Annotated in this window: 11 protein-coding genes; 6 read left to right on the forward strand and 5 right to left on the reverse strand. The window is 65.6% G+C overall.

Features of this window, described 5'->3' with window-relative positions; genetic code table 11:
* The 5 genes from V7D81_RS20740 to gshB all read right to left on the reverse strand — a co-directional run.
* Nucleotides 1-959 (reverse strand): aspartate carbamoyltransferase catalytic subunit (locus V7D81_RS20740; RefSeq protein WP_324319873.1); only part of this gene is annotated, 959 nt, incomplete at its 3' end.
* 243 nt (nucleotides 960-1,202) lie between these two features.
* Nucleotides 1,203-1,667, reverse strand: a complete 465-nt coding sequence (ruvX, locus tag V7D81_RS20745; protein ID WP_324319875.1) for a Holliday junction resolvase RuvX — start codon at nucleotides 1,665-1,667, stop codon at nucleotides 1,203-1,205.
* Nucleotides 1,668-1,689: 22 nt separating this feature from the next.
* Entirely contained in the window at nucleotides 1,690-2,253 is a 564-nt protein-coding gene (locus V7D81_RS20750; RefSeq protein ID WP_324319877.1) for a YqgE/AlgH family protein, read from the reverse strand.
* A 52-nt stretch (nucleotides 2,254-2,305) separates the two neighbouring features.
* Complete coding sequence (locus tag V7D81_RS20755; protein WP_324319879.1) at nucleotides 2,306-3,241, reverse strand: energy transducer TonB; 936 nt, start codon at nucleotides 3,239-3,241, stop codon at nucleotides 2,306-2,308.
* Between the two features lie 21 nt (nucleotides 3,242-3,262).
* The gene (gene gshB, locus V7D81_RS20760) at nucleotides 3,263-4,234 is read right to left on the reverse strand and encodes a glutathione synthase (RefSeq protein WP_324319881.1); all 972 of its coding nucleotides are present in this window, start codon (nucleotides 4,232-4,234) and stop codon (nucleotides 3,263-3,265) included.
* A 247-nt stretch (nucleotides 4,235-4,481) separates the two neighbouring features.
* Between gshB and V7D81_RS20765 the strand changes: the two genes are divergently transcribed.
* From V7D81_RS20765 to V7D81_RS20790, 6 genes are all read left to right on the forward strand, one after another.
* Nucleotides 4,482-4,892: a response regulator gene (locus V7D81_RS20765; protein WP_324319884.1), complete on the forward strand. Its 411-nt coding sequence runs from the start codon at nucleotides 4,482-4,484 to the stop codon at nucleotides 4,890-4,892.
* Nucleotides 4,893-4,953: 61 nt separating this feature from the next.
* Complete coding sequence (locus V7D81_RS20770) at nucleotides 4,954-5,319, forward strand: response regulator transcription factor (protein ID WP_324319886.1); 366 nt, start codon at nucleotides 4,954-4,956, stop codon at nucleotides 5,317-5,319.
* A 10-nt stretch (nucleotides 5,320-5,329) separates the two neighbouring features.
* Nucleotides 5,330-5,920: a chemotaxis protein CheW gene (locus tag V7D81_RS20775; protein ID WP_324319888.1), complete on the forward strand. Its 591-nt coding sequence runs from the start codon at nucleotides 5,330-5,332 to the stop codon at nucleotides 5,918-5,920.
* Nucleotides 5,921-6,009: 89 nt separating this feature from the next.
* Entirely contained in the window at nucleotides 6,010-8,091 is a 2,082-nt protein-coding gene (locus tag V7D81_RS20780) for a methyl-accepting chemotaxis protein (protein WP_324319890.1), read from the forward strand.
* A gap of 66 nt (nucleotides 8,092-8,157) precedes the next feature.
* Nucleotides 8,158-14,457 carry an Hpt domain-containing protein gene (locus tag V7D81_RS20785; protein WP_324319892.1) on the forward strand — a complete coding sequence of 2,100 codons (6,300 nt, stop codon included), beginning with the start codon at nucleotides 8,158-8,160 and terminating at the stop codon, nucleotides 14,455-14,457.
* A 100-nt stretch (nucleotides 14,458-14,557) separates the two neighbouring features.
* Nucleotides 14,558-15,031 carry a chemotaxis protein CheW gene (locus V7D81_RS20790; protein ID WP_324319894.1) on the forward strand — a complete coding sequence of 158 codons (474 nt, stop codon included), beginning with the start codon at nucleotides 14,558-14,560 and terminating at the stop codon, nucleotides 15,029-15,031.
* Nucleotides 15,032-15,320 lie beyond the last annotated feature (289 nt).

The following is a 15,320-nucleotide window of genomic DNA, read 5'->3' on the forward strand; positions in this document are numbered from 1 at the left end:
GCCAGCACGGCCATGCGTACGGCGACACCGTTTGTGACCTGCTGCTGGATGACCGATTGCGGTCCGTCGGCGACGCTGCTTGCGATTTCGACATCGCGGTTCATGGGCCCGGGATGCATGACGATGGCGCCCGCGTTGGCCTTGCGCAGGCGTTCGGCGGTAATGCCGAAGGCACGGTGATAGCTCGCTTCGTCCGGAATCTGGGCGCTGCTCATGCGTTCGCGCTGGATGCGCAATGCCATGACGACGTCGACGCCGGCAATCGCTTCATCGATGTTGCTGAAGCGCCGTGCTCCGGCGAACTCGCCGGCTTTCGGCATCAGGTCGTCGGGTGCTGCGATGCGCAGTTCGCCCACGCCGAGCGTCGTCAGCGCCTGCCAATCGGAGCGCGCGACGCGCGAATGCGTGAGATCGCCTGCGATCAATACTTTGATCGCGCCGAGATCGGGTTTGTGCTGGCGGATGGTCAAGGCATCGAGCAATCCCTGGGTCGGATGCGACAGATGCGCTTCGCCGGCATTCAGAATGCAGACGTTCGGCGCGACGAAACCCGCAACGTAGGCGGGCAGGCCGGGCTCCGCATCGCGCATCACCAGGATGTCGGCGTGCATCGCCTGCAGTGTGTAGATCGTGTCGAGCACGGTCTCGCCCTTCACGCGCGACGACGTCTGCATGTCGAGGTTCACGACGTCGGCGCCGAGACGCTGTGCGGCCAGTTCGAACGACACGCGCGTGCGCGTGCTCGGTTCGAAGAAGAGGTTCGCGACCGTGTGACCGGCCAGCGTCTGGTCGCGCGCCGGCAGCTCGTCGGGCGAGCGCACATAGAACTGCGCCAGATCCAGCAGCGCGGTCAGTTCCTCGCGACTCAATCCGTCGAGCGTGATCAGGTGTCGCAGGCGTCCGGCGCTGTCGCGCTGCACGGCGGCGCTGGTGTCGGTCGGTCGGGCTTCGTTGCTCATGTTCTCGGTCTTCAGGATCCGGAGTCTTCCTGTAGGTCAGGCTTCAGCCTGACTCCTATGAAGGCCGGCTGAAGCCGGCCCCACAGGCGGAAGAGAAGGAAATTTCCACGGGGGACACGGGGAACACGGGGACAAGATAAAGATTCTTTCCGTTCCGAGCCCCCGTGCTCCCCGTGTCCCCCGTGGAAATTTTCTTCTTCCGAACTCCGTGCTCTCCGTGAACTCCGTGTGAAACTCTTCCTCTTACTCAGGATTGTCGAACCACCGCTCCAGCAGCACCTTGGCGGCGGCCATGTCGACGTCGGCATGCGTCAGTCGGCGTCGCTTCAGTCCCTGCGCGCGCGCATCGCGCAGTTGCGCTTCGGCTTCGCGAGAACTCAGCCGCTCGTCGACCAGCGCTGCGGGCAGGCGGTAGCGGGCGGTCAGGTCGCGAGCGAAGGCGCGGGTCGATTCGGTCAGGGACGTCGGCGTGCCGTCCATATTACAGGGAAGGCCGACGACCAGCCGGGCGGGGCGATATTCGTCGATGAGCTTGTCGATGGCGGCCCACGGGATGCTGCCGTGGCAATCCAGGGTCTTGAGCGGGCGTGCCGTGCGCGTCAGCGTATCGCCGGCCGCGACGCCGATGCGTCGGGTGCCGTAATCGAAGGCGAGGATCAGTTGCGGCTCGGCAGGAAATGGGGACAGTCCCCATTTCTCGCCGCTCATGGGGACAGTCCCCGTTTCCTCATCACGCGTGTCCGGCGGTGGAGCTGAGGGTGGCGAGATCGACGCCGATCAGGCGCGCGGCGGCATGCCAGCGTTCTTCGTAGGGCGTATCGAAAATGATGCGCTCGTCGGCCGGCACGGTGAGCCAGGCGTTCTGGGCCAGTTCGGCTTCCAGTTGTCCCGCGCTCCAGCCGGCGTAACCGAGTGCGACGATCGCCGTGCCGGGGCCGTTGCCACTGGCCATCGCCCGCAGGATGTCGGGGGACGTCGTCACCTGGATCTGCGACGACACCTGGCGCGTGTGCTCCCACGTGCCGCCGATCTTGTGGACGACGAAGCCGCGATCGGTCTGCACCGGGCCGCCCTGCAATACCGACTGCTGGCCCACCACGTCTGCGACGATCGGCATCTTGAGCTGCTCGAATACGTCGGCGAGCTTCATCTGCAGCGGCCGGTTGATGATGATGCCGAGCGCGCCGTCGGCGTTGTGCTCCCAGATGTACGTGACGGTCTGGGAAAAATTGGCGTCCGTCATCGCGGGCATCGCGATGAGGAACTGGTTGGTCAGATAGTCGCCGCCGGACATGATGGGGCAAGTATCCGTTGCGGCAGGGACGGGCTCAAGAGGCCCGCAGGTCTCACGGCGGGCGATCACCATAATCCGCCGAGGCCGACACCTTTCCGCCGCTGCCGCCGCTCAGGAACTGCCACTCGTAGGCAAACCGCAGCTCGTCGTATTTCTTGTGCAGTTCGGGAGGGAAGGGATCGAAGGGCGAGGCCAGACGCAGGATCGACAGCGCCGCCTGGTCGAGTTCCTTACGCCCGCTGGAGCGTCGCACGATGATCTGGCCGACGCTGCCGTCGGCCTTGATGGCGACTTCGAGCACCGGATTGGCCGACGCCTTCACGTTCCGTGCGATCTGCGGGAAATTCATCGTCCCGAGTTTTTCCACCTTGCGCCGCCACGAATCGAGATACGGCGCGATGATCGACTGGCGCGTGTTCGGGATGACTTCGTACTTGCCGTCCTGACGTCCGCGCAATCGCAGCGTCGTGTCCGTCGCATTGGTCGCGATCGGACTCGGCGCCGTCGGTGCCAGCGCGAGCGGTGTTTCGGCGGCCTGCGCCGGTGTGTTCTCGCCGGAGCGGTAGGAGACTTCGCTGCGATCGGCGCGACTCGTCACGTACTCGTCGGCGCGTTGTCCGCTGCTGGCTTCGCGGTATTCGCTGCCGGAGCCGTCGACCATGCCTTCCTGCTGCAGCGGCAGCGTCGACGATGCCGGATTCGCCGGTCGCACCGCATCATCGGTGGTGCCGGTGCCCTGCTGATTGCGCTGCGCCAGGTACTGGGCGGTCGGATTGTCGGCGGCGCGCGTGTCGGCGCCGGTCAGCAGCAGCACTTCGAGTGTCGGTGTCGGACCGACGGGCGCCTGGGGAAGGCCGAAGGTCACGCCGAGAATGACGATGCCGTGAAAAAGCGCCGCCAGGAACAGCGTCGTCGTCAGTCGATCCTTGACGGGGGCGAGCGTGTCGGCGGCGTCGTCGGGGAGAGTGTCGAGAGTCGTGGACGCCATGGTTTGATCATAGCGCCGGCATCAGGCCCGCACCGCCAACCTTTTCTCAATCGCATCCATCAAGAGGCCGGCGATCTCGGTCTTGAACTGCTTGTCCAGTTCGCGCACGCCGGTCGGACTGGTCACGTTGATTTCGGTGACATAGCCGCCGATGACATCGAGCCCGACGAACAGCATGCCGCGCTCGCGCAGCGCCGGGCCGATCTGGCCGACCAGCCAGCGGTCGCGGTCGGTGAGTTCACGACCCTGGCCCTTCGCGCCCGCGGCGAGGTTGCCACGGTTGTCCTGGTCTGTCGGGATGCGCGCGAGCGCGTAGGGCGCGGGCTCGCCATCGATGACCAGTACGCGCGAATCGCCGGTCGTGACGATCTCGGGCAGGTATTTCTGCACGATGGCGTAGCGCGTGCCGTACTCGGTCTGGTTCTCGAAAATCACGTTGGCGTTCTTGTCGCCCTGGTCGATCACGAAGATCGAGCGTCCGCCCATGCCGTGCAGCGGCTTGCACACGGCGCGGCCATGTTCGCGCACGAAGGCGTGCATGTCGGCCATATTGCGGGTGATCAGCGTCGGCGCGCAGCACTGCGGGAACCAGGCGGTGTAGACCTTCTCGTTCATGTCGCGCAGGCCCTGCGGACGATTCACGACCAGCGCGCCTTCCTGTTCGGCCCGTTCCAGGATGTAGGTCGTGTAGATGTACTCCATGTCGAACGGCGGATCCTTGCGCATCAGGATGGCGTCGAAGGCAGCGAGCCGCGCGGTCTGTTCTTCACCGAGTTCGAACCAGTCCTTGAGATCGTCGCGCACGCGCACCGGACGCAGGCGTCCGAACGCCACGCCGTCGCGCAGCCACAGGTCATGCTGCTGTGCGTACCAGAGTTCCCAGCCGCGCTTCTGCGCCGACAGCATCATCGCTAGCGTCGTGTCCTTGGCGGGCTTGATCGATTCGATCGGATCCATCACCACGACGAGACGGACGGAGCGAGTAGCGGGCATGAGGTGAATCCTGAATCGTCGAACGGGTGGGCGCGTGACCGGCATCACGCTGCCGGAAGACGCATGTGACGGGCTTCATATTATAGGAAGCCGGCCAATGGCAGCCCCCTGACCAATATGTTAAAAGTTCGGCCCATCGCGCAAGTCCCGTTGATTGCAGAAGATTTCCGCTGTCCAACGCGTGTGCCGCAGGCGCTGCGTACGACACGCCCGGTGAGAACAAGGCGCGAGGTCTACGAGGAAAGTGATGGACAACCTGGCAACGAACGAGCCGCGGCTCGCAGGTCTCAAGGTGCTGGTCATCGACGACAGCAAGACCATCCGGCGCACCGCCGAAACACTCCTCACCAAGGAGGGCTGCGAGGTCTTCACGGCCGTCGATGGTTTTGACGCGCTGTCCAAGATCGCCGATCACCAGCCCGACATCGTGTTCGTCGACATCATGATGCCGCGGCTCGATGGCTATCAGACCTGTTCGCTGATCAAGCACAACAAGGTGTTCCGTTCGATTCCCGTCATCATGCTGTCAAGCAAGGACGGTCTGTTCGACCGTGCGCGCGGCCGCATCGTCGGGTCGGAGCACTACCTGACGAAGCCCTTCACCAAGGATGAATTGCTGAGCGCGATCGAAACCCACGTCGGCCAGCCGGTCCGGTAACTACGGAAAAAGAGGCCAACCGATGCGCGGGCAGGCAGTCGCAGCAAGGTCGGAGCGAGGTATGTCCCTGATCCTCATCGTCGATGATTCGCCCACCGAAGTTCACGTCATGCAGAAGGCGCTGGAAAGCCACGGTTACAAGACCGCTTCTGCCGGCGACGGCGCGGAGGCGATTGCCAAGGCCAAGGCCATGAAGCCCGATCTCATTTTCATGGACGTCGTCATGCCGGGCGTGAACGGCTTCCAGGCGACGCGCAAGCTGCAGTCCGATCCGGACACCAAGGCGATTCCCGTGATCATGGTCACTTCCAAGGATCAGGAAACCGATCGCATCTGGGGCATGCGCCAGGGCGCCGTCGATTACCTGGTGAAGCCGGTGTCGATGGACAAGCTGATCGAGAAGGCCCAGGCGGCGCTCGCCGACTGATCCCGCCTGCATGAACGCCAACGCCGCCACCACACCCGTCACCGTCGCGAACCTGCGTTCGCTGCGGGACAAGCCGTTCGAGCTGCTGCGCGAACTGGAACGGCTCGCGCGCGTCGCGCTCGCCGGGCAGGGTCGCGATGCGGCGAACGAACACGAGTGGGTCGGCATCGCGTTTCGCGTCGGCTCGGAAAACTTCCTGGTCGCGCGCGATGAGACGCGCGAAGTGCTCGGATTTCCTTCGGTCGTGACCCGCGTGCCGGGCGCCAAGCCATGGATCCGCGGTCTCGCCAACGTTCGCGGGCAACTGCTGCCGCTGGTCGACCTGCGCGCCTTCCTGGGCGGCGGCGTCACCAACATCGGTCGCAGCTCGCGCGTGCTGGTCGCCCACCATCGCGAAGTGCCGGCCGGGTTGCTGGTCGACGAGGTTCAGGGTTTCCGTCGCTTTGTCGATAACGAATTCGGCACCACCGTGCCGCCGACCATCATCCGTTGCGAACGCTATCTCGCGGGCACCTTCCGCCGCGGGACGGAGAGCTGGCCGGTCTTCAGTCTGCGCAGCCTGCTCGAGAGTCCGGAGTTCCTGCAGGCGGCGGCTTCGTGAGCGTATGAAAAAGGTAGTGAAAGATTTCAGGCAGGGCATCGTCGCCGACGCGGTCGTCGCGGGCGCGTCGCTGCCTGCGGAGTGGGCCCATGGCCGACGCTAACGCCAACAAGATGCATGGCGTGAAGTTCTTGCCGCTGCTGCTCGGCATCGCGCTGGTCTGCATCGTCATCGCAGTCGGACTGCTGCTGTTCGCGAACCGGGACTCGGGCCAGGACGCGCAGCAGGCGCGTCACATCAATGAAGTCGTGGCGCTGTCGCAGAAGATTCCGTCGCTGACCACGGGCGCGTTGTCGGGCAAGGCCGAGGCGTTCGATGCGCTGGCGAAGGCGCTCGATCGCTACTCCAAGCTGGTCGAGGCGGCCGGGCCGGAAACCAAGGGCTTCGGTCCGTCGGTCGAACTGCAGAAACTGTCGCAGACGATTCTCGGCTCGCGCGAAGCGACGCTGGCGGTGCAGAAGTCGGCCACCGACGTGCGCGCGCTGGTGCCGCAGCTGCTGCAGTCGCTGGGCAATGTCGTCAGCGGACTTGGCTCGACCGGCATCGAAGGCATGACGCGCCACATCGAGCGTTTCGAACTCACCGGCCTGCGCCTGCAACAGGACATGGAAGCGCTGGCGGGCGGCGTCGGCGATGCATCGCTCATCGCGCGGCGGCTGGCCGACGGTATCGATTACATGGGGCAGGTGGTTGGCGGTCTCGGCGGTGAAGATGCCGGGCTCGGACTGACCAAGGTAACTGGCGCCGACGCCGAGGCGCGCCTGAAAGCCATGAGTACGCTGTACTCGCAACTGAGCGAACAGGTGCGCACCGCCATCACATCTGCCGAACGCCTGCGGCTCGCGCGCGAAGCCGGCGTCTCCGTCGCGACCGAAGCGGACAAGATCTACGCGCATTTCCAGAGCCGCATCGCCCTGCCCACTGCGGCCAGCGGCGTGCTCGGCAGCAAGGTGCTGCCGCTGTCGCTGCTCGGCGTGGCGGCGCTGTCGCTGTTGATCCTGTGGCTGCTCTTCGCCACCGGCGGCGACATCCGCAAGACCGTGCAGATGCAGGCGAGCAAGAACGAACGCAACCAGGAAGCGATTCTGCGCCTGCTCGACGAACTGTCGAGCCTGGCGGACGGCGACCTCACCGTGCAGGCGACGGTGACCGAAGACATCACCGGCGCGATCGCCGACTCGATCAACTACGCCATCGAAGCGCTGCGCGAACTGGTGGCGACGATCAACGACTCCGCGATCACGCTCGACGGCTCGGTGAAACAGACCCAGGATTCCGCGGGACTGCTGGCCAAGGCGGCCGTCGCGCAGTCGCGCCAGATCGCGCTCGCTTCCGAATCCGTCGCCGCCATGGCCGGTTCGACGGAAGAAGTCTCGGGCAATGCCGAACGCTCCGCCGACGTCGCGCGTCATTCGGTGGACGTCGCGCACAAGGGCGGCGACGCCGTGCGTCGCACCATCGACGGCATGAACGCGATCCGCGAGACCATCCAGGAAACCTCGAAGCGCATCAAGCGCCTCGGTGAAAGCTCGCAGGAGATCGGCAACATCGTCGAACTCATCAACGATATCGCCGAGCAGACCAACATCCTGGCGCTCAATGCCTCCATCCAGGCTTCGATGGCCGGTGAGTCGGGCCGCGGCTTCGCGGTCGTCGCCGACGAAGTGCAGCGCCTGGCCGAACGCGCCGCGACGGCGACCAAGCAGATCGAAGTGCTGGTGCGCACGATTCAGGCCGACACCAACGAGGCCGTGGTGTCGATGGAACGCAGCACCACCGACGTGGTGGGCGGCGCACTGCTGGCCGAAAACGCCGGCGCCGCGCTGGAAGAAATCGAGCAGGTGTCGAACCAGATCGCGAGCCTGGTGCAGAACATTTCCGCCAGCTCGCGCCAGCAGGCCTCGGCCGCGCAGAACATCGCGCGCAACATGAATGCCCTGCGCGAGATCAGCTCGCACACGGCGGAGAACTCCGCGGCGACTTCCAACTCGGTGGGCAAGCTCGCCGAACTGTCGTCGCAGCTGCGTAAATCGGTGTCCGGATTCCGGCTGCCTGATGCGGCCACGGGCGGCACGGAACTGCTGGCCGATCCGGAGCGCAAGCCGGCGCCGGTGGCGCCCGTCATCTCCGCCACGCCGCCGCCCAAGAAAGTCAGCGGCCTCGGCCGTTGAGCGTCAACGGGAGTTGCACGAATGACCCCACGTCCGTCGGGCCGCGTTCAGGGAATCCGCTGACCCATGGCTGAACTCTCCTCGCAGACACTGCACATCGTCGCGCGCGAGCTCAACACCGAGCTGAACGAGGCGCGCGCAGCGCTCGAACTGTTCGGCGACCAGCAGGACAATGTCGCGCTGCTGCGTCGCTGCAATGAACATCTGCACGCCGTGCACGGCGCGCTGCGGGTCTCCGAAGTCTATGGCGCGGCCCTGCTCGCCGAAGAAATGGGGCAGGTGCTGCAGTACCTGATCGACAACTTCGACGAGAAGCGCCACCTCGCCGAAGGCCTCGACGCGCTCATGCGCTCGATGGTGCAGCTGCCGACCTACCTGGAACGCGTGCTGAGCGGCGGTCGCGACATGGCGCTGGTGCTGCTGCCGCTGCTCAACGACCTGCGTGCCGTGCGCGGCCATGCACTGCTGTCCGAAGGCACGCTGCTGCTGCTGAATCTCAGCTCCGATCAGCAGGCGAGTCCTGCGGCGGCGGCGCCGGGCGAAGGCGTCCTGTCGGTCGCGCACTGGGCGCGCAAGCTGCGGACGCGCTTCCAGCTCGGTCTGCTCGGCTGGATCAAGGGCGAACGCGTCGAACAGAATCTCGAAGTGCTGGCGCGCGCCGCCGAGCGGCTGGAACAGGTCGCGACCACGCAGCCCGTGTTCCAGTTGTGGTGGGTCGTCGGCGCGCTCATCGAAGCGATGCGCGAAGGCGGTCTCGAAGGCAGCGCGTCCATCAAGCGCCTGCTCGGCCAGGCCGACCGCGACATGCGCCGTCTCTACGAACAGGGCGAATCGCGTTATGCCGATGCACCCTCGCTCGAACTGCTGAACAACCTGCTGTACTACGTCGCGCGTGCGAAGTCCTCCGGCCCGCGCGTGTCGGCTGTGCGTGCTTCCTTCCGCCTGAGCGAACTGCTGCCCGTCGACGATCAGGTCGAACAGGCGCGCGAAAGCCTGTCGGCGCCGTCCGTCAAGTTGATGAAGACGGTCGCCGCCGCGATCAAGGAAGACCTCGGTCGTGTCAAGGATGCGCTCGATCTGTTCGTCCGCCGCGGCGGCACGCAGGTCGAGGAACTCTCGCCGCAGCTCGAACTGCTGAAGAAGATCGGCGACACGCTCGGCGTGCTGGGTCTGGGCGAACTGCGCGACAAGGTGCAGGGCGAAACGACGGACCTGCAGGCGATCATCGCGCAGCAGGCGCCGGTGAACGAAGGCGTGTTGCTGCGCATGGCGGCGACGCTCATCAAGGTCGAAGACAGTCTCGACGAACAGCTCATCGGCATGATCGTGCCGACGGGTGACTCACAGAGTGTGCCCACGAAGCCCGCCGGTCCCGACGACATCGAATTCCGCCAGGTCACCGAAGCGGTGCTGCGCGAGTGCATCGTCAACATGGCGCGCATCAAGGAAGCGATTGCGCAGTCGATGGATCGCACGCGCGAAGGCCAGAGCATCGATCAGATTCCGGCGCTGGTGCGCGGCATTACCGCGGGCCTGCTGATGCTCGGCAAGACCCGCGCCGCCGAGATCATGGACGGCATCGACAAGGCGCTGGCGCAGTTCGTCCGCTCCGATGGCATGACCCTGCCGCCCGAAGCCGTCGACCGCCTCGCCGACGGCATTGTCGCCGTCGAGTACTACATGGAAACGATCCAGGCCGGCCGCGCTGATCCCTGGTACATGCTCGACAACGCCGAGACCTGCCTGCGCTATCTCGCCGAGACCCAGCCGGTGCCGATCGGCGATGGCTTTCCGCAGACGCCGGATCATGCGCGCACGGTCGTCATCGAACCGCTGTCGCAGACCGTGGCCGCGCCCACCGAACAGGAACGCACGGCCGTACTCGATCGCTCGGCGCAGGTCGCGCCGCTGCCGAAACCCGCGCCGACGCCCGTGTCCGCTCCGGCACCGCAGCCTGCCGCGATGCCGCCGGCGATGGTCAGGCCGACCGATGGCGACATCGATCCGGAATTCCTCGAAATCTTCATCGAGGAAGCGAAGGACGAAATCGCCAAGCTCGAAAAACATTTCCCGATGTGGGACCAGAACCCGCAGGACCAGGATTCGCTGGTCAACGTGCGTCGTTCCTTCCACACGCTCAAGGGCAGCGGCCGCATGGTCGGCGCGCAGCTCATCGGCGAATTCGCCTGGTCGATCGAAAGCCTGCTGAACCGCGTCATCAACAAGACGCTGGATCGCACGCCCGACATCATGGGCGTGATGCGCTCGGCGGTCGCGGCCGTGCCGCAGCTCGTCGAGCAGATCGAAACCGGGCGTGCGCCGGCGACGGACGTTGGCTACATCATGTCGCAGGCCAACAATCTGTCGGGCATGCGTCCGCAGGCGCCTGCACAGGCTGCATCGCCACCGGCTGCCGCCGTCACGCCGCCGCCCGCGGCTCCGGCAGCGCCTGTCGCACCGGCGCCGGCACAAAAAAAAACAGTAGCGCCGGTCATGGACCCGGTGCTGCACGAGATCTACGCCAAGGAGACCGCGGGGCATCTCGCCACCATCCGTAAGTTCATCGCGGCCTGCGATCTGTCGACGCCGCCGTACGCGGTCACCGAAGACCTGCATCGCTCCTGTCACACGCTGAGCGGCACGGCCAAGACGGCCGGCGCCGTTCACGGCACGACGGTCGCCGATCCGCTGAACCGCTACATCCGCAAGCTCTACGACAACTCCGCGGGACTCACGAACAACGGCCTCGCCGCGCTCAAGGACTCAGTCGCGGCGATCCAGCAGGTCGTCGACCACATCAACGAAGACACGGGCTTCTTCAGCAATCACCCACGCATCGTGGCGCGACTGCAGGAACTCGAAGCCGAACTCGATCAGGACATCGCGCGGCTCGGCGAAACGCTCGATGTCGGCGCCGAGGCGACGCGTTCCATTCCGGTGCTCAAGGACATCGAACCGGCGCCGGTCGCGCCGACGCTGGACGACACGCACGAGGTCGCCATGGACGATGCCGATGCGGCCACCAACGTGTTCGACGAAGCGGGTTTCCCTTCGGTCGCCCCTCCGGCCGTCGAAGCAATGCCCGTGCACAGCGAGGAAGTCACGATCGAATCCGTCGACGCGATCGAGATGCCGCCGACCGATGCCGGCGATCTCGAAGCGCTCGAGTGGAGCTACGCAAACTTCCCGAAGGAAGAGCCCACGGTGCGGGCGCCGAAGCTCGATGCCGGCGAAGCGACGGCGCAGGTCGAAGAGATTTCCTACGACGCGCCGATGGACGATGGCGGCATCGTGGTCGAAGAGACGGGTGTGTCCGAAGCGATCGACGCGTCGATCGCCGCCGATGCCGGTTTCGTCGTGGAAGACATGGAGGGTCTCGCAGAGACGAACCGCGTTCCCGTGCTCGCTGCGATTCACGAGCTGCCGCAGCAACCAGTCGCACACGTGCCGGTCGTGGCCGACGCCGTGGAGGAGCTGCCTTCCGAAGAGATCGTGATCGAGGTCGGCGAGATTCCGCTGGAATCCGCCGACGCGATTGCCATGCCGCAGCTGGACGACGGTTCCGAGACGCGCCAGAGCCTGGCGCTGTCGATCGTGCCGCCGCCGGAGCCGGAACCTGTTGCCGAGGCGTTGCCGGTCGAACCGGAGATCGAGGCCGAGATAGTCGCCGAGCCTGCCGTCGAAGCCCCTGTGGAGGCCGGCTTCAGCCGGCCCGCCGACACTGTCGAGGAAAGGCCGGCTGAAGCCGGCCTCCACAGCAGCCCGCCAGCACCGGAAGAGCCCGAAGAGCTCGACGACGATTTCGATCCCGACGTTGCCGCGATCTTCACCGAGGAAGCCGCCGAACTGCTCGAAACCGCCGACAGCTCGCTGTCCGCGTGGTCGCGCGATCGCGCCAACAAGGCGCTGGTCTTCGAGCTGAAGCGAGTCCTGCACACGCTCAAGGGCGGCGCTCGCATGGCGGGCATCCGCGCGATGGGCGATCTGAGCCATGAACTCGAAACATTGATGGAGCTGGTCGAAGCCGGGCAGGTGGCCGGTGATCAGCCGGTCTTCGATGCGCTGCAGACCAGTCTCGATACGCTGCACCGCATGCGCGACACCGTGAATCAGGGTGGTCGTTGCGTGCGTCCGCGCGAGCTGATCTCGCGCATTCGCGTGCTGTCCGGTCACGAACAGCCTGCACCTGCGCAGCCGGCGGCGCCGGTCGTCGCTGCCGTGGCATCGCACGTCGTGGCGCCTGCGGTCGAACCTGCGCCGGTTGCAGAAGCCGCGCCCGTCATCGAACAGCCGGTTGCAGCGGAGGCGCCGGCCGAAGAGTCGATGGAGATCGAAGTCGAATTCGGTGCCGACGAACTGGGCGCGGCTGCGCCACGCGAATCAGTGCGCATCGAAGAGCCCGCGCCTACAGCCGTCTCGCAGACCGCCGCATTCGATGTCGCTGCCGTCGCACCGGAACTGTTGCCTGAAGCGCCGCCGGCCGCGGAGCCGGAACTCATTCCGGCGCCTGCATTGCCGCCGGGCCGCGAACCGCAGGTGCAGGAACGCCAGGAATTCGCGCGCGTCGACGCCGATCTGCTCGACACGCTGCTGAACAACGCCGGCGAAGTCAGCATTTTTCGGTCGCGTCTGGAACAGCAGGTCGGTTCGATCGAGTTCAACCTCGCCGAACTCGGCCGCACCGTGACGCGCCTGAAAGAACAGCTGCGCAAACTCGAACTCGAGACGGAGGCGCAGATCCTGCACCGCCGCCAGGAAGAGCATCCGAACCGCGCCGATTTCGATCCGCTCGAACTCGATCGCTACTCGACGATCCAGCAGCTCACGCGCGCCTTTGCCGAGTCGGTCAGCGACGTCGGCAGCATCGAAGGCCTGCTCGAGAATCTGACGCGCGAAGGCCAGAACCTGCTGCTGCAGCAGGCGCGTGTCGTCACGGAATTGCAGAACGGACTCATGCGTACGCGCATGGTGCCGTTCCAGCGCCACGTGCAGCGCCTCAGCCGCCTGGTGCGCCAGGTGGCGACCGACGTCGGCAAGAAGGCCGAACTCGTCGTCGTGGGCGCGGCCGGCGAGCTCGACCGGCAGGTGCTCGATCGCATGCTGCCGCCGTTCGAACACATGCTGCGCAATTCGATCGTGCACGGCATCGAAACGCCGGAAGAACGCACTGCGAAAGGCAAGCCGGAAGGCGGCACGATCCGTGTCGGCCTGCATCGCGAAGGCGCCGAGATGGTGATCATTCTCGAAGACGACGGCCGCGGCATCGATGTGAATGCGGTGCGTGAGCGCGCCCGTTCGCGCGGGCTGCTGCAGCCCGGTCGTGTGCTGACGGACGAGGAAGCGATGCAGCTCATCCTCGAGCCCGGCTTCAGCACGGCGAGCGCCGTGACCCAGCATGCCGGACGCGGCGTCGGCATGGACGTGGTCGTCACCGAGATCAAGAAACTCGGCGGCGCACTGTTTACCGAATCGCAGCCGGGCCAGGGCGTGAAGTTCACGATCCGCCTGCCGTTCACGCTGGCGATCACCCAGGCGCTGATCGTGCGCACGGGCGAAGAGCTGTATGCGTTGCCGCTGCCGTCAGTTGAAGGCGTGGCGCGGGTGCCGCGTTCTGAAGTCGAAAAGCATCTCGCCGAAGAAACGCCGACGTTCAATTACGGCGGCCAGGTCTATCGTTTCCAGCATCTGGGTGCTTTCGTCGGCGGCGGCGCTTCGACCTTGCCCGACGGCGATGTGTCCGTGCCGCTGATCCTGATCCGCGCCGGCGAACACTCGACGGCCATCGTCCCTGACGAACTCGTCGGCAGCCGCGAAATGGTCGTGAAGGCCGTCGGCCCGCAGATCGCCACGATCCGCGGCATCTCTGGCGCCACCATCATGGGCGACGGCCGCATCGTCATCATTCTCGACATGGGTGCGCTGGTGCGTTCGGAATGGCGCGGCCGCGGCCAGGTCGAAGGCCCGCGCGAGGATCGCCGTACGTTCGCGCTGGTGGTCGATGACTCCATCACCGTGCGCCGCGTGACCCAGCGACTGCTGGAACGCAACGGCATGCGCGTGATGACCGCGAAGGATGGCGTCGATGCGCTGTCGATCATCCAGGAACACCTGCCCGACGTGATCCTGCTCGACATCGAAATGCCGCGCATGGACGGCTACGAATTCGCCACGCACGTCCGCGCCGACGCGCGCACGGCCGACATTCCGATTGTGATGATCACTTCGCGCACGGGCGAGAAGCATCGCGCCCGCGCCATCGAGATCGGCGTCAACGATTACCTCGGCAAGCCGTACCAGGAAAACCAGCTGCTCGATGCGATCGAGCCGCTGGTCGAGGCGCGGCGGCGGCATAGGAGGATGGCGTGAATACAGGGGCTACAGGCAACAGGCGACAGGCGACAGTCGGAATAGCTGTTGCCTCTGACCGTGGCCTGTGGCCTGTAGCCTGTCGCCAGCGGTACCGCTCATGAACTCCGAACTCGCCCACGAACTCTACAGCCTGCTCATTCCGCTCGGTCAGGAACGCCTGATCGTGCCGCGCGCCTGCGTGGCCGAGGTGATCACCTGGCAGCAGCCGGAAAAGATGGACGGCACGCCGCCGTGGTATCTCGGCACGATCCAGTGGAACGGACGTCAGGTGCCGGTGATTTCATTTGAAGCCGCCTGCGGACAGGCCTATCCGCCGCCGGGCACGCGCACGCGCATCGTGATTTTCGTGGCGCTGGGCAATCACATCACTGGCGGCTACTTCGGTGTGATCACGCAGGGCTTCCCGCAGCTCGTGCGCGTCAATGCCGACGTGGTGAAGGCCGACCACAGCCGCAGCTTCTCGGATCACGGTCCGACGCTGTGCCAGGTGCGCATGCTGAACGAGTCGCCGCTGATTCCGGATTTCGATCATCTGGAGAGGATGATCAGCGAGGAGACGAGGGCGGCGTGAACCGCACCGCCTCTCTTCCTGTGGTGCCAGCTTCAGTTTCTTCTGTAGGTCAGGCTTCAGCCTGACTGTTTTCAGGCCGGCTTACGCCCACTGACTTAAGCGCAAGTGCGTTTTGTTCTTCCCCTCCTCCGCGCAGCGGGGGAGGGCAGGGAGGGGGTCTTCTCTGATCGGTGGCTCACGATGCCGTGAGCGGTGTGCCCGAGGGGCTTTGCTGGAACGCCGTGAATACATCCCTGTAGGCTCCGGCGCGCGCATCCCTGCGCGCGACGGTCCAGCAAAGCCCCTCGGG

This window comes from Povalibacter sp. (assembly GCF_036735925.1).
Classification (GTDB): domain Bacteria; phylum Pseudomonadota; class Gammaproteobacteria; order Steroidobacterales; family Steroidobacteraceae; genus Steroidobacter.

Excerpts from the sequence above, each read along its gene's own strand:
- ruvX (WP_324319875.1), bottom strand. The coding sequence starts at position 1,667 with ATGAGCGGCGAGAAATGGGGACTGTCCCCATTTCCTGCCGAGCCGCAA.
- V7D81_RS20750 (WP_324319877.1), bottom strand. The coding sequence starts at position 2,253 with ATGTCCGGCGGCGACTATCTGACCAACCAGTTCCTCATCGCGATGCCC.
- V7D81_RS20755 (WP_324319879.1), bottom strand. The coding sequence starts at position 3,241 with ATGGCGTCCACGACTCTCGACACTCTCCCCGACGACGCCGCCGACACG.
- gshB (WP_324319881.1), bottom strand. The coding sequence starts at position 4,234 with ATGCCCGCTACTCGCTCCGTCCGTCTCGTCGTGGTGATGGATCCGATC.
- V7D81_RS20765 (WP_324319884.1), top strand. The coding sequence starts at position 4,482 with ATGGACAACCTGGCAACGAACGAGCCGCGGCTCGCAGGTCTCAAGGTG.
- V7D81_RS20770 (WP_324319886.1), top strand. The coding sequence starts at position 4,954 with ATGTCCCTGATCCTCATCGTCGATGATTCGCCCACCGAAGTTCACGTC.
- V7D81_RS20775 (WP_324319888.1), top strand. The coding sequence starts at position 5,330 with ATGAACGCCAACGCCGCCACCACACCCGTCACCGTCGCGAACCTGCGT.
- V7D81_RS20780 (WP_324319890.1), top strand. The coding sequence starts at position 6,010 with ATGGCCGACGCTAACGCCAACAAGATGCATGGCGTGAAGTTCTTGCCG.
- V7D81_RS20785 (WP_324319892.1), top strand. The coding sequence starts at position 8,158 with ATGGCTGAACTCTCCTCGCAGACACTGCACATCGTCGCGCGCGAGCTC.
- V7D81_RS20790 (WP_324319894.1), top strand. The coding sequence starts at position 14,558 with ATGAACTCCGAACTCGCCCACGAACTCTACAGCCTGCTCATTCCGCTC.